Source organism: Exiguobacterium sp. s140, assembly GCF_018617035.1.
In the GTDB taxonomy this organism is placed as follows: Bacteria; Bacillota; Bacilli; order Exiguobacteriales; family Exiguobacteriaceae; genus Exiguobacterium; species Exiguobacterium profundum.
This window is the reverse complement of the sequence record NZ_JACSJK010000002.1, coordinates 48,057-63,328: the sequence shown is the minus strand read 5'-3', so window position 1 is coordinate 63,328 and position 15,272 is coordinate 48,057. Positions and strand designations below refer to the sequence as shown.

Below are 15,272 nucleotides of genomic sequence, written 5' to 3'. Positions count from 1 at the left end.
TTAAAAAATGACCCCGGCGTGTAAGATGACGTTGGCGTAAGGTGTCGCTTCTCCAGTTCGAATGACCACTTTCGCTTTTGCGACCTCTCGTTTGAAATCTTCATGTGAACACATATCGATGCTCGCGTATCGTTCTTTCAGTGAATCCGCTATCGTCGGGTTGTGTGTGAGGATTTCCTCGGCAATCGTGATGCGCTCGACGACCAAATCCGATTCGACGACATCGAGCACCTCAAGAAAGGAAGGATCGCCGATACGGAGACTGAGGTCGACCCGCTTGACCCCGTCTGGAATCGGTAACCCACAATCGGCGATGACGACGCGATCTGTATGCCCGAGGTCGGCAAAGACTTTTGCTAGATGACTGTTCAAAATTCCTTGTTTTTTCATCACACGCGCTCCAATCGTTGTTGTACGTCTTGCCGTGTCGGCATACCACCTTGTGCCCCAAAGCCTTCGACGCTCATGCCGGATGCGACCACGGCAAATCGTACGGCCGTCTCCAAATCATCTTGTTCGATGAGGGAGACAGCGAGCGCGCCGTTGAACGTGTCGCCAGCTCCTGTTGTGTCGACGACGTTTGCTCGGATGGCTGGCACATGCCGCACGTCTCGTCCGTCGTGGAATCGAACACCATGGACGCCTTCCGTGACGAGTAACTTGTTCGGATAGCGTTTGAGAACATCATCTACGGATATTCCGTTGAATAAGTCACGGCACTCATGTTCGTTCGGCGTCAAGTATGTGACGTTTTCAATCACTTCTGGTGGAAGCGGCTGAGAAGGTGCCGGATTGAGCAGCACTGGGATTCCTTTCGCTTTACAGTAAGAGGTCACTTGCTGTACCGTCTCGATTGGAATTTCGAGTTGGAGGAGCACGAATGCCTGCTCGTCAAGAAGGTGTTCGAGTTCCTCATCCGTGAAAACGACACGTTTGTTCGCCGATTGGACGACGACGATCGAATTATCTTCCTCAGCCAATACGATATGGGCCGTACCCGTCACTTCATCCCGTATGATTTGAACATGTGTGACATCGACATCGTGTCGTTTGAAGTTTTCAACCACCTGTTGTCCGAACGGATCACTTCCCACGCAACCGACCATCTGTACAGTGCCGCCTAACTTGGAAGCAGCGACTGCCTGGTTCGCACCTTTCCCCCCTGGAACGGTACGGAACGATTCACCGATAACCGTTTCTCCAGCTTGTGGACGTTTGTCGGACGTGACGACAAGGTCCATCGATATACTGCCAATGACAACAATGCGTTTCATTCTTTATCTCTCCTTCCGCTTTGTCGTGTGTCGTTCAAGTAACGTGACCGGTAACAGCATTTCTCTCGGTCGTGTGTCTTTCTTCTCAATCAAATCGAGCAATCGCTCGGTCGCGAGTCGTCCCATCTCATAGATTGGCTGGACGATGGTCGTCAGCGGCGGAGACGTCATCTCGCCTAATTCGATTCCGTCATATCCGATGACCTGTAGCTCTTCTGGGACACGAATGTTTCGACGGACTGCTTCCTGCAACACCGCGGCTGCAATCACATCGTTCGCTGCAAAGATGCCATCGAACGGCCACGCATGATCAAACAGTTCTTGAGACGCTTTCAAGGCGTCTTTGAACGTGAACGTGGACTCGGTCATCCCGACGAGCTTCTCTCCCGCTACTTCGACAAATCCTTCGGTTCGACGTTTGACCGTCTTGAGGTGATCCGGTCCGGCAATGTGTGCCAGTCGTGTCGCACCACGTTGTAACAGTGTGTCGGCCGCCAACTTTCCACCCTCATATCCATCCGATACAACAGCGTCGATTCCCGCTTTCACGATTCGGTCAAGTGCGACCATCGGTAAATCCAACGTCTCGTAATTCGGATTGTGCGAATGGTTTGTGGTGATAATCAGGCCATCGACGTGCATCGTTTGCAAGGCGACTAAATACGTCTGTTCTTTTTCAAGTTGTTCATCCGTGTTACATAAGACGACTTGATACCCATGTTGATTGGCGACATCCTCAATCGCCCGAGCCAGCTGTGGAAAGAACGGGTTCGTGATATCTGGCATGATCAGTCCAATCAAATTCGACGATTTTTTATAGAGCGAACGAGCAACTCGGTTCGGCGCGTAATTCAGTTCCGCAATCGCCTTTTCGACTGCTTCTTTCGCCTCTTCGCTCACATATCCGCTTTTATTCATAACGCGTGATACGGTCGCCACTGAGACGTTCGCATGTTTTGCTACTTGTTTGATGGTCGCCATTTGACATCCTCCGTTCTGGAAACGCTTACAAAAACATCTTAATGTGTAACCGGTTACATATCAAGGGGTTTTTATGATTTCATGAAAAAACACATTGAAATCGTGCTTCAATGTGTAGAGAACGTCGGATTTAATTGGACATGGACGAGGTTTTCTACCGTTCGTCCGTCGAGTCGGGTCAATTCTTGTGTTTTCGTGAACGCATAAGTGAACCCACACTTCTCAACGACGCGTCGCGATTGGTCATTGAAGCTGAAGTATCCGCACCAAATCCGTTCTAGTCCTAACGCTTCAAATCCGAATCGAATCATCGCCTGAACGGCTTCTGGCACGTAACCATTTCCCCAAAAATCTGGACTGAGCACATAACCGATCTCACGCTGTGCATCATGTTGAATCGACGGGTCTGGTCTTCGGTCGTGTAATCCGATGCTACCGATCACTTGCCCGGTCTCTTTCAAGACGATAGCCCATACATCTGCTTCCTCGATAAACAGTTGAATGACGTCCCTTGTTTCTTCAATCGATTCATGAGGTGCCCAACCGGCCATCGGTCCGACTCGCTCATCTTTTGCATAATGATACATATCCTCTGCATCCTCTAATGTAAATGCTCTTAAGACCAACCGTTCTGTCTCCATCTTGATCATATCAACCCATCCTTTTCCTTCAAGTTGTTTCCTCGACCGACCTAATGGGAAACGTTAGGCGAGGAGGAATGAACATGCCATTTGACTATGATTTAAATTTTGATGAAATCGACTTCCGAAAACAACCCGAACTGTACCGGGTCGGTCGTGGCGAACAAGGTGTGCTACTTGTCGAACCGTATAAAAGTGAAATTTTGCCTCATTGGCGATTCAAGACGCCCGAGATTGCGAAGCAATCTGCCGAAGAAATCATGGAATTATTTGAAGCGTATCGTGCGAACGACGATTTCGTCGGGATGGACATGTCCCGAAAGTTCATCCAAATGGGTTACACACGAGCCCGACGCTATGCCAATTATAAAGGCGGTCGTAAATATAAAGAAGATGGTGACCTCCATGAGCGCGAAATCGACGAAGAGAAGGCAGAGTCTGCCCGCATCTTCAAAACGTATTGGGATCAACTTCGTGCCGATGAGGATTATTTGCGACGTAAAAAGGCACATCAGAAAAAATATGGTTAATCGCGTACCATCACTTGAAACGGAATCTCATTTCGCTCGAACGATGTGATAGTACGAAATCCAACCGTTTCGTATAGATGAATCGCTCGTTCGTTGAAGGAGGCGACAGTCAAACGAAGCGGTTTTCTCCGTTCCATCGCTCTCTCCATGACGTATGTCACAAACGATTTTCCATATCCTTTCCCCGTCAAATCAGGTCGCATCCCCAATCCGATGTCCGTGAAATCTGACGAATATGGATATGTCGAATTGGGCACTTGAGCCGGGGAATCGATGCAATAAAATCCAATCAGCTCATGCTCCTCTACAATCGCCTGATACGTCATCAACTCGGCGACTCCCTCTTCAGAAGGCGGTTGATTATAAAAGTCATAAGGAGCTCCGTACGTCCATTCTTGAATTTGACCTGCCCATTCACGCGTCATCGGTCGGTGATGCATTCGTCTTCCCTCCGTACTCTTTTCTCGATTTCTATGTAAAAAAGATGAGGTTGCCCTCATCCTAATTTCCGAATCCATTCTGCCGTCATCGCTACGTCTGCTGCATGCATGAGGTTATGAATTGGACAACGTGCCTCGACAGCCTTCCTTAATGCTTCGATTCGCTCATCCGATTCGGTCGTATCCAATACGATTTTCATATGTGTCGACTCAAAGTAAGTTCGGACACCTTCCATCCCTTGGAATCCTCGAGGATCGAGCGTCCCTTCCGTTACAAACTCGACCCCTTCATACTCAAAGTTCAAATCCTGGGCGGCATAGGCAATCATGATGGTCGTACAGGACGACTGGGCACCGAGAAGATACTCGAGTGGATTCGGTCCCTTGTTTGTCCCACCGAGTCGTTCTGGCTCATCCACGATAAATGGGGTGTGATCGCCTACACGCACAGTCGTCTTAACGCCTCCGGCTTCTCCTTCGGCGCGCATCGTTACTAATGGTCTTTCTGACATGTTGCATCCTCCTCTCCATAATCAAACACTTCTATTTTCCCTTTATTTCGGACCATGTAACGCCTCGTCATAGATGGCGTAATCATTTTTTCCATCTTGCTTGATCTGATACATCGCCTGATCCGCTTTATGGATCAACGTGTCTAAATTTGTTCCTTGGTCGGGAGCATGACTGACCCCAATACTCGCACGGATCGGAATCGTCACATCGGACGTGTGGTAAGGGTTTTGATTTAACGTCATCTGAAGTTCGTGAATAAATTCAAGCACTTCCGATTCTGTTAAATCCACTAAATAAATATAAAACTCATCCCCGCCAACACGAGAGGCCAAGCCAACGTCTCGTGTCGACGCTTCCAGCAATCCACCCAAATGAGTTAAGAAATGATCTCCAATCTGGTGACCGTACGTATCATTGACTGCCTTAAAACCGTCTAAATCAATAATCAATAAAGACAGCATCGAGGAACTAAGCAACGCCTGGTCTGCGCGTTCATAAAATGCACGTCGGTTCGCCAGCTTCGTCAGTGGGTCATGATAGGCAAAGAATCGGATTGTTTGCTCGGCCTCTTTAAACGAGTGGACATCCCGAATGATAATCATCCCGTGAATCGTGCGGTCGATATCGACAAAATCACCATCGATGACGACGTAAAGCTCTTGCCCAGACTTTGTCATAATCTTCGTTTCGAACTCTATAAACTTTTTACGTGTCCGAAAATGTTGGTGATAGTGTTCCATCCACTCTGCTTTTTTCTTTTCTGGCAACAAATCGATAAACCGTTCATTCACGACCCGGACCGTATGAAACAATGTTCGCGCAGCAGGATTCGCACTTTCCACTTTTCCATCGGGATCAATCAATAAGATGGCAGATGGATTCAAGTTATACAGTGTCCCAAATCGTTTCACGTAAGAGGTCAAGAAATCTAAACGATTCATCGCGATGACCAACGCGACTGCCCAAATGAGTCCTCCATACATATAAGAGTACGGAGGAATGAACCCGCGGAATTGAAAATAACCGAAGACAACATCCCACAACAATACGACATTCGCCGTCCAAAAGAGCATGCGCAATACGCGTTGGTGTTCTCTTCGTTCCGCACGCTTCAATGCATAAAAAATGAGACCAATAATCAATAGATGAAAAATGTTTCCGACGGTCAACGTAGTTAAATACGATGAGTTGAACTCAGGATAAATCCAAATGCCTACTTGTTCAAACTGTTGACTGTTGATGATATTCTCCTGACGGACATACGTCAACACAACAGGAATCAATGGTAAATAGACGACCCATGGATACAACCACTTCGGTGCCTTTGCGCCGACGCCTGTGATACTTAATATGAAATGAACAGAGAAGATAAAAATGAAAATCCCAGCGTTCCCAAACCAATAGGCAATGAGTGCCGGACTGTATTCAATCGGCGATAGATGGCGGACAAATTCAGCCAAGAAGAGCATCGAATAACCGAACACAAACAGGCTCAGCAAACGATGCTCGACTTTATTCGGATTTCGTTGAAAGACATCGAGTGCTAAAAAGCCGAGTAAAAATGACGGCAACAAATAGACCGCCAGATAAATGAACATCTCGGTCATGCGGAACCTCCTCACCTGTTCGTATTCTTCTATTTCGTTATCCTGCGTTCTTTTCCCTCTTTAACGCGACAAAAAACGGGATGGTTTTCTCATCCCGTTTTTGATGTCACACACTTATAACGTTTCTTCGATTGGGGTATCCCCTTTGATCAAATCAATCGCTTTGTTCTGCGCATTTGCATGGTTATGGAGGACATGCACCAAGAATGATGCCACGTCTTCGCGTGGAATCTCTCCACTTCCCTCGAATTGCGTGTTCACTTTGCCCGTTCCTGCATCATCTGTCAATGCACCCGGACGTACAATCGTGTACGTGAGTCCACTCTGTTCGAGTAAACGATCGGCATGATGCTTCGCTACGTAGTAAGGTTTCATCGAATCTGGCCAAGCCGAGCGATCCTCTGCTTTCAAGGCACTGACCATGACGAAGTGTTTGATGTTCCCGTTCGCTTGTGCCGCCTCGATACTCTTTGCTGCACCGTCTAGGTCAATCAAGAGCGTCTTGTCTGCGCCGGTACTTCCACCAGAACCAGCCGCGAACACGATGACGTCCATTCCATCGATGGCTTTCTGTAAATCTTCTACCGAACCTTCAAGGTCACCGAGTACCGCGTTGTATCCTTTTGACTTGAAATCCTCGAGCTGCTCTTCTTTACGAACCATCGCTGTGACGTGATGCTTCCCTTCATTGTGTAATTTTTCGACAAACTGACGGCCGATCTGACCGTTTGCACCGATAACAAATACGTTCATCTGTCTTCCTCCTCAAAAATTGAATTCATAGACAAGCGAAACGCCGGGTAGCCGTTGCTACATCCGGTGCAGAAGCGATGGCAGAGATGACGGCAACACCGTCAGCCCCGTCAGCCATAATAGCAGGGACATGCTCTGGACGAATGCCCCCGATCCCCACAATCGGAAGCAGTGGGTGGTGTCGGCGAACCTGTTGAATCAGTTCCGTACCACGCACTTGTCCTGCATCCAACTTACTTTGCGTCTCATGAATCGGACCGATGCCGACATAATCTGCAAATGGAAGAGCCATTCTGACTTCCTCCATCGTATGGACAGACACCCCCAACCATTTATCTGGTCCTAGCCGTTCTCGAACCTGTTTGGCAGGTAAGTCATCCTGTCCAACGTGGATGCCATCCGCGTCAATCGCGAGCGCCAAGTCGACGTCGTCATTGACGATGAACGGAACACCCGCTTCTCTACACAGACGGTGGAGCGTCCTTGCCATTGCTTCTTTTTCATCTCCATACAATGCATCTTTACCTTTTTCGCGAAATTGAAAACATGTCACACCACATCGAAGAGCCGTTTTGACGGTCGCTACCAAATCAGATGCATCCGTCGTTCCACACACAAAGTAAAGGCGAAGCTGCTTAGCGAGCGCTTGTTTCGTACATGACGTCAACGGTAATCACCTCTTCTTTCGCTAAACGATGTCCCCAATGATTCGTCGGTCCATGCCCCTGTCCAATCGATAATCCATGTGTAATCGCTTGATGGATAAATTGTTTTGCATCTACGACTGCTTGACGCAATGTCTTCCCATATGCCAGTTCGGCCGTCAAAGCTGCAGAGAACGTACATCCCGTCCCGTGCGTATCTTTCGTTTGGATTCGAGGTGCTTTTACACGGAACGCTTCAGTTTCACTCATAATTAAATCAACGGCTTCCACATCATCCGCGTGCCCACCTTTGATAATGACCGTATCGACCCCAAGGGCTCGAATCGCCTGCGCGGCTTTCATACGGTCTGCCTCCGTTCGAATGTCCATTCCCGCTAAGACTTCTGCTTCAGGAATATTCGGGGTCACGATGGTTGCCTGCGGTAGCAGCTTCGTGCGCAGTGCTTCGACTGCACTAACTTGCAACAAGGAAGCGCCACCTTTCGCCACCATGACCGGATCGACCACCACATGTTCGAAATGATATCGTTCGAGCCCTTTCGCTACCGCTTCAATTCGTTCCGCATCCACCAACATCCCGGTTTTACAAGCGGTGATGTTAAAATCATCCGCTACCGCATCAATTTGTTGGATAATCATTTCCGTGGAAATCGCCTCGATTCCATGAACCCCAAGTGTGTTTTGGGCGGTAATCGCAGTCAACACACTCGTCCCGAACACACCGAGCTCTTGAAACGTTTTTAGATCGGCTTGAATCCCAGCTCCGCCCCCTGAATCAGATCCTGCAATCGTCAATACTTGCGGTCTCATGATGTCGACACCTCGATTCGATTCGTCGGGATGGTATATTGCGTCAATTGATGGAGTGCATTTAAAAAGTGAATCGGGAAGTCTCCCGGCCCTTCTGCCCGTTCACTCGCTAGCTCCCCACAATAGGCGTAGCCTGACATGGCGGTCACCGTCGCTTTGAGGGCATTCTTTTCGACTGCCAAGCAAGCTCCGACCACCGCACTCAGTAAACACCCTGTACCGGTCGTCTCAGTCATCCGTTTCGTCCCACCTCGGACTTCCATGACGACATGTCCGTCACTGACCATATCTTCTTTTCCAGTCACGGCCACGACACTTCCGTATCGTTTCGCTGCTTCAAGCGCCAATTGTCTCGGCTCGCATGCACCGTCACCCGCATCGACACCACGAGCCGCCCAATCGACACCAATCAATGTCGCAATCTCTCCTGCATTCCCTCGAATGACCGACACACGAACGTGACGCATAATGCGTTCGACCACATCTCGACGAAATGACGTCGCTCCGACTCCGACTGGATCGAGGACAATGGGACATCCGGCTTCATTCGCCGCCTGTCCTGCACGAATCATCGTCGCTTCGGTCATTGTTCCAAGTGTCCCGATATTTAACACGAGCGCGTCGCTCACGAATGTCATCTCTGCTACTTCTTCAATTGCGTCTGCCATCACTGGAGAGGCGCCGATCGCGAGCAGTCCATTCGCTGAAAAATTCGCCACAACCGTGTTCGTGATGTTGTGAATCAATGGCGCCTGCTGTCGAATCTCATTCCAAATCTCATGTCTCATTGGTTGACCTCCTGCGACAATGACCACGACTCAAGCGTCCAAGCCATTTCCCAAAAAGCGACTTCGTAATAGCAACTCTTCAAGAATAGTTTCGTATAGCGCACGCGCTCTTCTTCTGTCACTTGACCAGCCAGTTCATCCAACCGATCGATTTGCTCTTCCACCAGTTCGCGGAACCATTCCGAACCATACGTCGCAATCCAGGCCGAATAAATCGGATGGTCCGGACGCTTGTCTTTCAGACGTTCACCAATCTCGTAATACACCCAGTAGCATGGAAGAATCGATGCCAGCACGTCCCCGAGTGTCGGTCCTGCCTGTTGCATATGGAGCGCATACGCATAAGCGGTCGGTGCCGGTTCAAAGGTCGCCAATTCGACATCCGTCACGTTGAGCATCGTAAAGAACTCTCGATGAAGGGAGAGTTCCGCCTCAATCGTGTGTAGCGCATGCGTCAAAAAGCGGCTCGATAGTTCCATCGTCGGAGCGAGGGTTGCCCCTTTGGCCTGCACTTTTGAAAACTGATTCAAATAGTATGAGTCTTGCATGACGTAATGTCTGAATTTCTTCTCATCGAGCGTCCCTTCTCCGAGTGAACGAACGAACGGATGATGAAAGCTTGCTTCAAACAATCCATCCGCCTCTTGACGTAAGTGATCTGTAAATTTCATAATAACTCCCCCTTATAAAAGATAAAAAGACGCCGCCTCCCATAACGGAAGCGGCGTCTCGAACAGTCATATATAGGTGAAGCCATATGAGTCGTCTCGCCCACTTCCCTACGCTAGCGTGAACTAGATCAGGTTCGAAGGGTCTGGACCTTGTCCATCTCAGCCGCGTGACGCGACTCCCCTAGTGGCAAACATTATGAAATTCAGTCGTCTTCGACCACATTCTATCAATCTTTTGATCAATTGCAAACCTTTTCCGATTCTGTTTTTCATTCATCGCTTAGGGAATGGATAAATGAACTCATTTACATGAAAAGGATGTGTAGAGATTGAATACCATTTTATTGACGATTGCCTTACTCTTCATCAGTTTGAACGTATTTTGGTTTTTCAAACGTAAAACGTACAAGCAAACAGGATTTGACGGGAGATTGTTCGCTCAGTTGTTCGTCAGCCTACTTGGTGTCATGTTAGGATTCACATTGATTTATTATGCTTTGTCTCGTGATTCAGTCATTCTTGTGACTTCACTCGAATCCATGAATGCCGTCGAACCGACTTGGGATAATTTATTGTATTTTAGCGGTGTCACTTTACTTTCGATTGGCTTTGGTGATTTGTTGCCGATTGGTTTGACCCGATTATTCGCCATCATCGAAGGCGCCATCGGCATTTTGTTACCGAGTGCCTTCTTCATCAAATCGATGTATCAAAAAGACAAGTGAACATGTCCTAGCGCCCCGTGATGAGTAAGATCATATTAAATGCGACGAGACCAAGGGGAAGCATCGCAACCAGAATGATCGGCCATTTCTTTAAACGAATGCCGACAAAGAGGACAAGACTTCCGACTAGAAGAGCAATAAATGTCGTATATGGGTTCATGAAAAAACGCTCCTTTCTCTATAAGGAGCGTTTCCCGGCTCTCGGCCTCATTAATCGTTCGAATGTCGAAGTGTAGCACATGCGGCACGGACGCGTCTGGCTTCTTCTTCCCGGAAGACGAAATCACCTTGTTCCGCAACACGCTGCGCGCAAAAGAAGAAGAGTGATTGCAGGCGGTCATGTGTGTCTTCGATCGCGCTCAGCTCAGCCGAGGCATACGTCGCCGTAAGCATCTCCCACAATTCTTCTGGCAAGTGGTCGCGCATCCCGTCGCCCGATTTCCCAAGATTCACAGAAAAGTTCGTCGCATAGCCGATGTTCCATTCCATCATCTGCCGGAGCATGTTCCGCATGATATCGAGGTGGTCGAGCGCGTATAACACTTGATGCCGCTTGATTCCTTTGATGACATAGAGCGATACCCACCAAAACTCATTCCAACATGCGGCATATTCATCAGCAGACGGACGTTTCACGCGATACGACAGGTCAGACGGCGTGACGACTGGATGATGGTCTCGGTCGAAGATAATTTGACTGAGCGAGTCGGCTTCGAGCATGGTTTCAAGTTGATCCACACTCCGAATCGTCAAATCAATCCGATGTCCGTCTACATATTGCACCAAAAATGTCACATGTCGTTCGGAATCAGCCGTATCAGGTGTCTGCATGATTAATACCTCTCCACATGTGTCAATCCATGAGCGATCGGCCGCAACCGCTCGGACGTCTTCCACATAAAAGGCAAGGTCGACATCCTGGTACGGGTCTGGTCGGATGTTCGGATTGACGAGTGAGCCGTTCAAGACGACCGTTCGAATGTGCTCGCGTTCTTTTGCGAACGCAGTCAACTGCTCAATGATTTGTTCTGGTTTCATTCTACAATCGCCCCCAATGAGCGCGCGACTTGAATCGCCTGCATCGCGTCTAGTTTTGTTTGTTGTAGCGTCACGTTCGAAAAATCAACCCCGTCGACAAGTGCTCCTCTAAAGTCGGCACCACGGCACACCGCATGTTGAAGTGTCGCCCGTGACAAGTCCGCCTGATGCCAAACCGTCTCGGTCAAGTCCGTTCCGTATAGGTCCGCTTCGACTAAGCGTACATGGGACCAATCCATTTTTTTGAGCGACACGTGACGAAGGTTGACGAACGACCAATCCCCTTCTGTTACAAGGACGCCTTCAAACTGACTCTCCTCAAAGGAAGACCCCGTCATTTTACATTGCCCAAACTCACTCGTGAACAAATTGGCACCATGGAATTGACAGTTCAAAAATGAACTCCCGACATGACGGGACGCATTCCATTTTGAATCCGTGAAGTCGCAGTTGATGAACTGACAGCGTTCCGTCTGTAGTTCCGTCGCATCAACGTATGTGAAGCGACAGTTCTCGAACGTGATGTGTGACAACACTTCGTCACGGAGTGTCACGTCACGAAAATCTTCATCTCGATATTGCGTATGTGGTTGAAACATATGATCCCTCCTTCAGGTATACTAGAACAGATTACAATGATTGGAAGTGATATAGATGGATCTCGTATTTCCTACTGAACACGGCGTTTTCAATTACCGCGTTGCCGGTATTTTTGTGAAAGACGGTCACGTATTGATTCACCAAAACGTCCGGGATGACTTTTGGGCATTACCCGGCGGTCGCGTCACGCTCGGTGAAGAGGCTGCCACGGCTCTCGCACGCGAGTTACATGAAGAATTGAACATGCGTGTGACCGATACCTCATTCGCCTTCGTGCACGAGAACTTGTTTACCTATAATGACCAGCCGTTTCATGAGATTGGACTGTACTTTTATGTAGACGGTGACCTCCCGCTCCAAGACGGAGACTTCTATGGACCCGAAGGAGACCACCTCATCTATCGTTGGCAAAAGCTTGACCGTCTTCAAGACGTCACGCTCTATCCGGAAGTACTTGCTCAACTACCAAATCGCTTGCCAGCTCATTCACTCAATCCGGCTTGAACGTAGAGAAGCGATTTCAACTCGTTTAAATGTCGAATCTCATACGTTGACTCGATTGTCGCGGCCACTTCGTTCGGGTTGAACCAGCACGTATCCAAACCATACATCCGTCCACCGGCGATGTCTGCCGTGACCGAGTCACCGATGATTAAGCCCTTCTCTGGCGCTACATTCGGGATTCGGTCGAAGACATAGTCGAAAAACGGTTTCATCGGTTTTTGCGAGCCGGTCGCATCCGATACGAAGACATCTTGGAAGTACGGCAATAGTCCCGATGACTCTAACCGTTTGAATTGCGTCTCCGTCACACCGTTTGTGACGATATAGAGCGGATAATCGTTGCTCAGCTTTTGCACGACCTCCAAAGCACCATCAACCATGTGCACGCCTGCATGTAAGTAGTCTCGATATTGCTGTTCGACATATGGTCCATCGACCGTGAGACCGAGCGAATCGAACAGTTTCGTATGACGACCGATGAGCACTTCTTCCCGGTCCACTTCGCCGCGCTCAAACGCACGCCACAGGCCCGTGTTGATGTCGACATAGCGCGACTTCACCTCATCCGTCATCCGGACATTGTAGGATGCAAGTAACTGTTCCAAGGCGACATGTTCACTTTGTTTAAAATCTAGTAGCGTGTCATCAATATCAAATAAAATCGCTTCATAACGTTTCATATCTCTTTCTAACCCCTCTCTTCGTCTAACTGTACAGGAAGTAGAAACGAACATCAAAAAAGGGAGATATGACGTATCCCCCTCTCAATGTCTATTAGATGACTAGTTTGATTTTTGAGCTCCATAATGAATCAATATCACGAGTACCCCAATCAATATCGCGACCGACCATGCGTGAACGACCCCACTGAGCGTTAACGGCTTGAAGAAGTATCCCCAATCGTTCTCAAACAAGTAGACCAAATAAACCGACACACCATACGATCCAAGCAAGGAAGCTAATACAAAGCGTATTTGCAAATGTCTCAAAGATTGTTTTGTTACCCACCAAATGATCACCGGTACAATCAAATATCCAAATGGAAAACCCCATACATAATCCATTGCCGCCACAAAAAATGCCCAAGGCACGAAGAGGAATAAACTCACACAGAAAGTTTTCATCGTCTGCTCCTAAATTTGTTGAATTTACTTGATTCAAGTTTACCAAATCCAAAACATTGACATGTTTATTTTTCTAAAACAAGTGAATACTTCTTATGGTGAAGAAAAAATAAAGGAGTGTTCAAATATGCATACAGATTTTACGAACATGTACATCAATGGTGAGTGGGTAAATGGCTCAAGCGAGAAGTCGATCGACAACGTCAATCCATTCTCGAACGAGACTCTCTTCTCGATTCAATCAGCGGATGAAGAGGACTTGAATCGTGCTTATGAAGCAGCGAAAGCGTCCCAGACGGACTGGGCCGACATACTTCCACAAGCACGCCGTGAATTGATTGAGAAGTTTGCCCAGCTGACGATGGACAACAAAGACTTTATCGTCGATTGGCTCGTGAAAGAGTCCGGTAGTACACGCATCAAAGCAGAGAGTGAGTTCGCCGCATCAATGGCCATCATCAAAGAAGCCGCGACGTTCCCTTTCCGTATGGACGGGCTCATCAAACCTTCGATTGTTCCGAATAAAGAGAACCGGGTATATCGCAAACCACTTGGGGTCATCGGCATCATCAGCCCATGGAACTTCCCATTCCACTTGGCTGTCCGTTCAATCGTGACAGCTCTTGCAACCGGGAATACGGTCGTCGTCAAACCGGCCACTGCGACACCGGTCACAGGTGGTCTCCTATTCGCATCCCTCTTCGAAGAAGCAGGACTTCCGAAAGGTGTGCTCAACGTTGTCGTCGGACGAGGGTCTGAAATCGGGGACGCCATCGTCGAACACCCAATCCCACGTCTCATCTCGTTCACAGGTTCGACTGAGGTTGGTCAAGGGATTGCAGAAAAGGCAGGTCGTTTGTTGAAGAAAACAGCACTTGAACTCGGGGGAAATAACGTGTTCGTCGTGCTCGATGATGCCGACCTTGACCGTGCCGTCGAATCAGCCGTCTACAGCAAGTTCTTCCACCAAGGACAAATCTGTATGTCGACGAACCGAATCCTCGTCGCCGAATCGATTCATGACGAGTTCGTGGAGCGTTATGTCGAGCGCGTTAAACAGTTGAAAGCGGGTGACCCGAATGAAAAAGATACGCAAGTCGGTCCGCTCATCGACCACGATCAAGTCGATCGTATCTTAGAGCAAATTGAGAAAACCGTCGATGCCGGTGCGACCGTTCATACTGGCGGGACAGCGGACGGCAACGTCCTCGAACCGACCGTCCTCAGTGGCGTCACGAATGACATGCCGCTCGCGAAAAATGAAATATTCGGTCCTGTCGCGGTCATCCTTTCGTTTAAAGATGACGAAGAGGCTGTCCGTCTTTCGAACGAATTACCGTACGGATTGAGCGGTGCTGTCCACGGCTCGGTTTATCGTTCAACCAACTTTGCACGAAAAGTCGAAACCGGCATGATTCACATCAACGACCAGTCGGTCAACGATGAACCGCACATGCCGTTCGGGGGCGAGAAAAACTCTGGTCTCGGACGATTTAACGGTGAATGGGTACTCGAAGAGTTCACGACGCTTCAATGGGTGTCCATCATGCATGAACGTCGCGAGTACAAACCGTTCTTCTCGTAATACAAAAAGTGTTTCGGCAACTC

Annotated in this window: 21 protein-coding genes and 1 riboswitch; of the genes, 4 read left to right on the top strand and 17 right to left on the bottom strand. The window is 48.6% G+C overall.

The window, feature by feature from the left end; translation table 11 throughout:
* The 4 genes from rbsD to KNO61_RS08395 all read right to left on the bottom strand — a co-directional run bounded on the left by rbsD (position 1) and on the right by KNO61_RS08395 (position 2,905).
* Positions 1–390, bottom strand: coding sequence for a D-ribose pyranase (rbsD, locus tag KNO61_RS08410; protein WP_078147800.1), 390 nt, complete (start codon positions 388–390; stop codon positions 1–3).
* A complete protein-coding gene (gene rbsK / locus KNO61_RS08405) occupies positions 390–1,274 on the bottom strand; it encodes a ribokinase (RefSeq protein ID WP_214872945.1) in 885 nt (294 codons plus the stop codon). Before rbsK ends, rbsD begins: the two co-directional genes overlap by 1 nt.
* Positions 1,275–1,277: 3 nt before the next feature.
* Complete coding sequence (locus KNO61_RS08400) at positions 1,278–2,255, bottom strand: LacI family DNA-binding transcriptional regulator (RefSeq protein ID WP_012727565.1); 978 nt, start codon at positions 2,253–2,255, stop codon at positions 1,278–1,280.
* A gap of 107 nt (positions 2,256–2,362) precedes the next feature.
* Entirely contained in the window at positions 2,363–2,905 is a 543-nt protein-coding gene (locus KNO61_RS08395) for a GNAT family N-acetyltransferase (RefSeq protein ID WP_214685243.1), read from the bottom strand.
* Between the two features lie 74 nt (positions 2,906–2,979).
* Here KNO61_RS08395 and KNO61_RS08390 point away from each other — a divergent pair, with 74 nt between their 5' ends.
* A complete protein-coding gene (locus KNO61_RS08390; protein ID WP_196431385.1) occupies positions 2,980–3,426 on the top strand; it encodes a DUF4385 domain-containing protein in 447 nt (148 codons plus the stop codon).
* On the opposite strand, the gene KNO61_RS08385 is transcribed toward KNO61_RS08390, so the two are convergent.
* From KNO61_RS08385 to tenA, 8 genes are all read right to left on the bottom strand, one after another.
* Positions 3,423–3,866, bottom strand: coding sequence for a GNAT family N-acetyltransferase (locus KNO61_RS08385; protein WP_214872944.1), 444 nt, complete (start codon positions 3,864–3,866; stop codon positions 3,423–3,425). The genes KNO61_RS08390 and KNO61_RS08385 overlap by 4 nt on opposite strands.
* Positions 3,867–3,922: 56 nt before the next feature.
* Complete coding sequence (locus KNO61_RS08380; RefSeq protein WP_214872943.1) at positions 3,923–4,378, bottom strand: OsmC family protein; 456 nt, start codon at positions 4,376–4,378, stop codon at positions 3,923–3,925.
* A 42-nt stretch (positions 4,379–4,420) separates the two neighbouring features.
* Complete coding sequence (locus tag KNO61_RS08375; protein WP_214872942.1) at positions 4,421–5,986, bottom strand: sensor domain-containing diguanylate cyclase; 1,566 nt, start codon at positions 5,984–5,986, stop codon at positions 4,421–4,423.
* Positions 5,987–6,100: 114 nt separating this feature from the next.
* Positions 6,101–6,739 (bottom strand): SDR family oxidoreductase, encoded by a 639-nt coding sequence (locus tag KNO61_RS08370; protein ID WP_214872941.1) that lies wholly within the window; start codon positions 6,737–6,739, stop codon positions 6,101–6,103.
* A gap of 25 nt (positions 6,740–6,764) precedes the next feature.
* The gene (thiE, locus tag KNO61_RS08365; protein WP_214774084.1) at positions 6,765–7,406 is read right to left on the bottom strand and encodes a thiamine phosphate synthase; all 642 of its coding nucleotides are present in this window, start codon (positions 7,404–7,406) and stop codon (positions 6,765–6,767) included.
* On the bottom strand, positions 7,375–8,214 hold the full coding sequence (gene thiD / locus KNO61_RS08360; RefSeq protein ID WP_214872940.1) for a bifunctional hydroxymethylpyrimidine kinase/phosphomethylpyrimidine kinase: 840 nt from the start codon (positions 8,212–8,214) through the stop codon (positions 7,375–7,377). The genes thiE and thiD overlap by 32 nt, the downstream gene beginning before the upstream one ends.
* The gene (gene thiM, locus KNO61_RS08355; protein WP_214872939.1) at positions 8,211–9,002 is read right to left on the bottom strand and encodes a hydroxyethylthiazole kinase; all 792 of its coding nucleotides are present in this window, start codon (positions 9,000–9,002) and stop codon (positions 8,211–8,213) included. The genes thiD and thiM overlap by 4 nt, the downstream gene beginning before the upstream one ends.
* A complete protein-coding gene (gene tenA, locus KNO61_RS08350; protein ID WP_214872938.1) occupies positions 8,999–9,673 on the bottom strand; it encodes a thiaminase II in 675 nt (224 codons plus the stop codon). Before tenA ends, thiM begins: the two co-directional genes overlap by 4 nt.
* Positions 9,674–9,761: 88 nt before the next feature.
* Positions 9,762–9,866, bottom strand: a riboswitch (TPP riboswitch).
* A gap of 136 nt (positions 9,867–10,002) precedes the next feature.
* Here tenA and KNO61_RS08345 point away from each other — a divergent pair.
* The gene (locus tag KNO61_RS08345; RefSeq protein WP_214872937.1) at positions 10,003–10,398 is read left to right on the top strand and encodes an ion channel; all 396 of its coding nucleotides are present in this window, start codon (positions 10,003–10,005) and stop codon (positions 10,396–10,398) included.
* 7 nt (positions 10,399–10,405) lie between these two features.
* Here KNO61_RS08345 and KNO61_RS08340 read toward each other — a convergent pair whose 3' ends face one another.
* The 3 genes from KNO61_RS08340 to KNO61_RS08330 are packed head-to-tail and all read right to left on the bottom strand — an operon-like array spanning position 10,406 to position 12,035.
* Positions 10,406–10,558, bottom strand: coding sequence for a hypothetical protein (locus KNO61_RS08340; RefSeq protein WP_214872936.1), 153 nt, complete (start codon positions 10,556–10,558; stop codon positions 10,406–10,408).
* A gap of 50 nt (positions 10,559–10,608) precedes the next feature.
* Entirely contained in the window at positions 10,609–11,436 is an 828-nt protein-coding gene (locus KNO61_RS08335; protein ID WP_214872935.1) for an aminoglycoside 6-adenylyltransferase, read from the bottom strand.
* On the bottom strand, positions 11,433–12,035 hold the full coding sequence (locus KNO61_RS08330; protein ID WP_214872934.1) for a pentapeptide repeat-containing protein: 603 nt from the start codon (positions 12,033–12,035) through the stop codon (positions 11,433–11,435). Before KNO61_RS08330 ends, KNO61_RS08335 begins: the two co-directional genes overlap by 4 nt.
* 55 nt (positions 12,036–12,090) lie before the next feature.
* On the opposite strand from KNO61_RS08330, the gene KNO61_RS08325 reads away from it, so the two are divergent.
* Positions 12,091–12,540, top strand: coding sequence for an NUDIX hydrolase (locus tag KNO61_RS08325; RefSeq protein WP_214872933.1), 450 nt, complete (start codon positions 12,091–12,093; stop codon positions 12,538–12,540).
* On the opposite strand, the gene KNO61_RS08320 is transcribed toward KNO61_RS08325, so the two are convergent.
* The gene (locus KNO61_RS08320; RefSeq protein ID WP_214872932.1) at positions 12,519–13,220 is read right to left on the bottom strand and encodes a YjjG family noncanonical pyrimidine nucleotidase; all 702 of its coding nucleotides are present in this window, start codon (positions 13,218–13,220) and stop codon (positions 12,519–12,521) included. The two genes, KNO61_RS08325 and KNO61_RS08320, sit on opposite strands and share 22 nt — an antisense overlap.
* A gap of 102 nt (positions 13,221–13,322) precedes the next feature.
* Complete coding sequence (locus KNO61_RS08315) at positions 13,323–13,664, bottom strand: hypothetical protein (RefSeq protein ID WP_214872931.1); 342 nt, start codon at positions 13,662–13,664, stop codon at positions 13,323–13,325.
* Positions 13,665–13,791: 127 nt separating this feature from the next.
* Here KNO61_RS08315 and KNO61_RS08310 point away from each other — a divergent pair, with 127 nt between their 5' ends.
* Positions 13,792–15,249, top strand: a complete 1,458-nt coding sequence (locus KNO61_RS08310) for an aldehyde dehydrogenase family protein (RefSeq protein WP_214872930.1) — start codon at positions 13,792–13,794, stop codon at positions 15,247–15,249.
* Positions 15,250–15,272 lie beyond the last annotated feature (23 nt).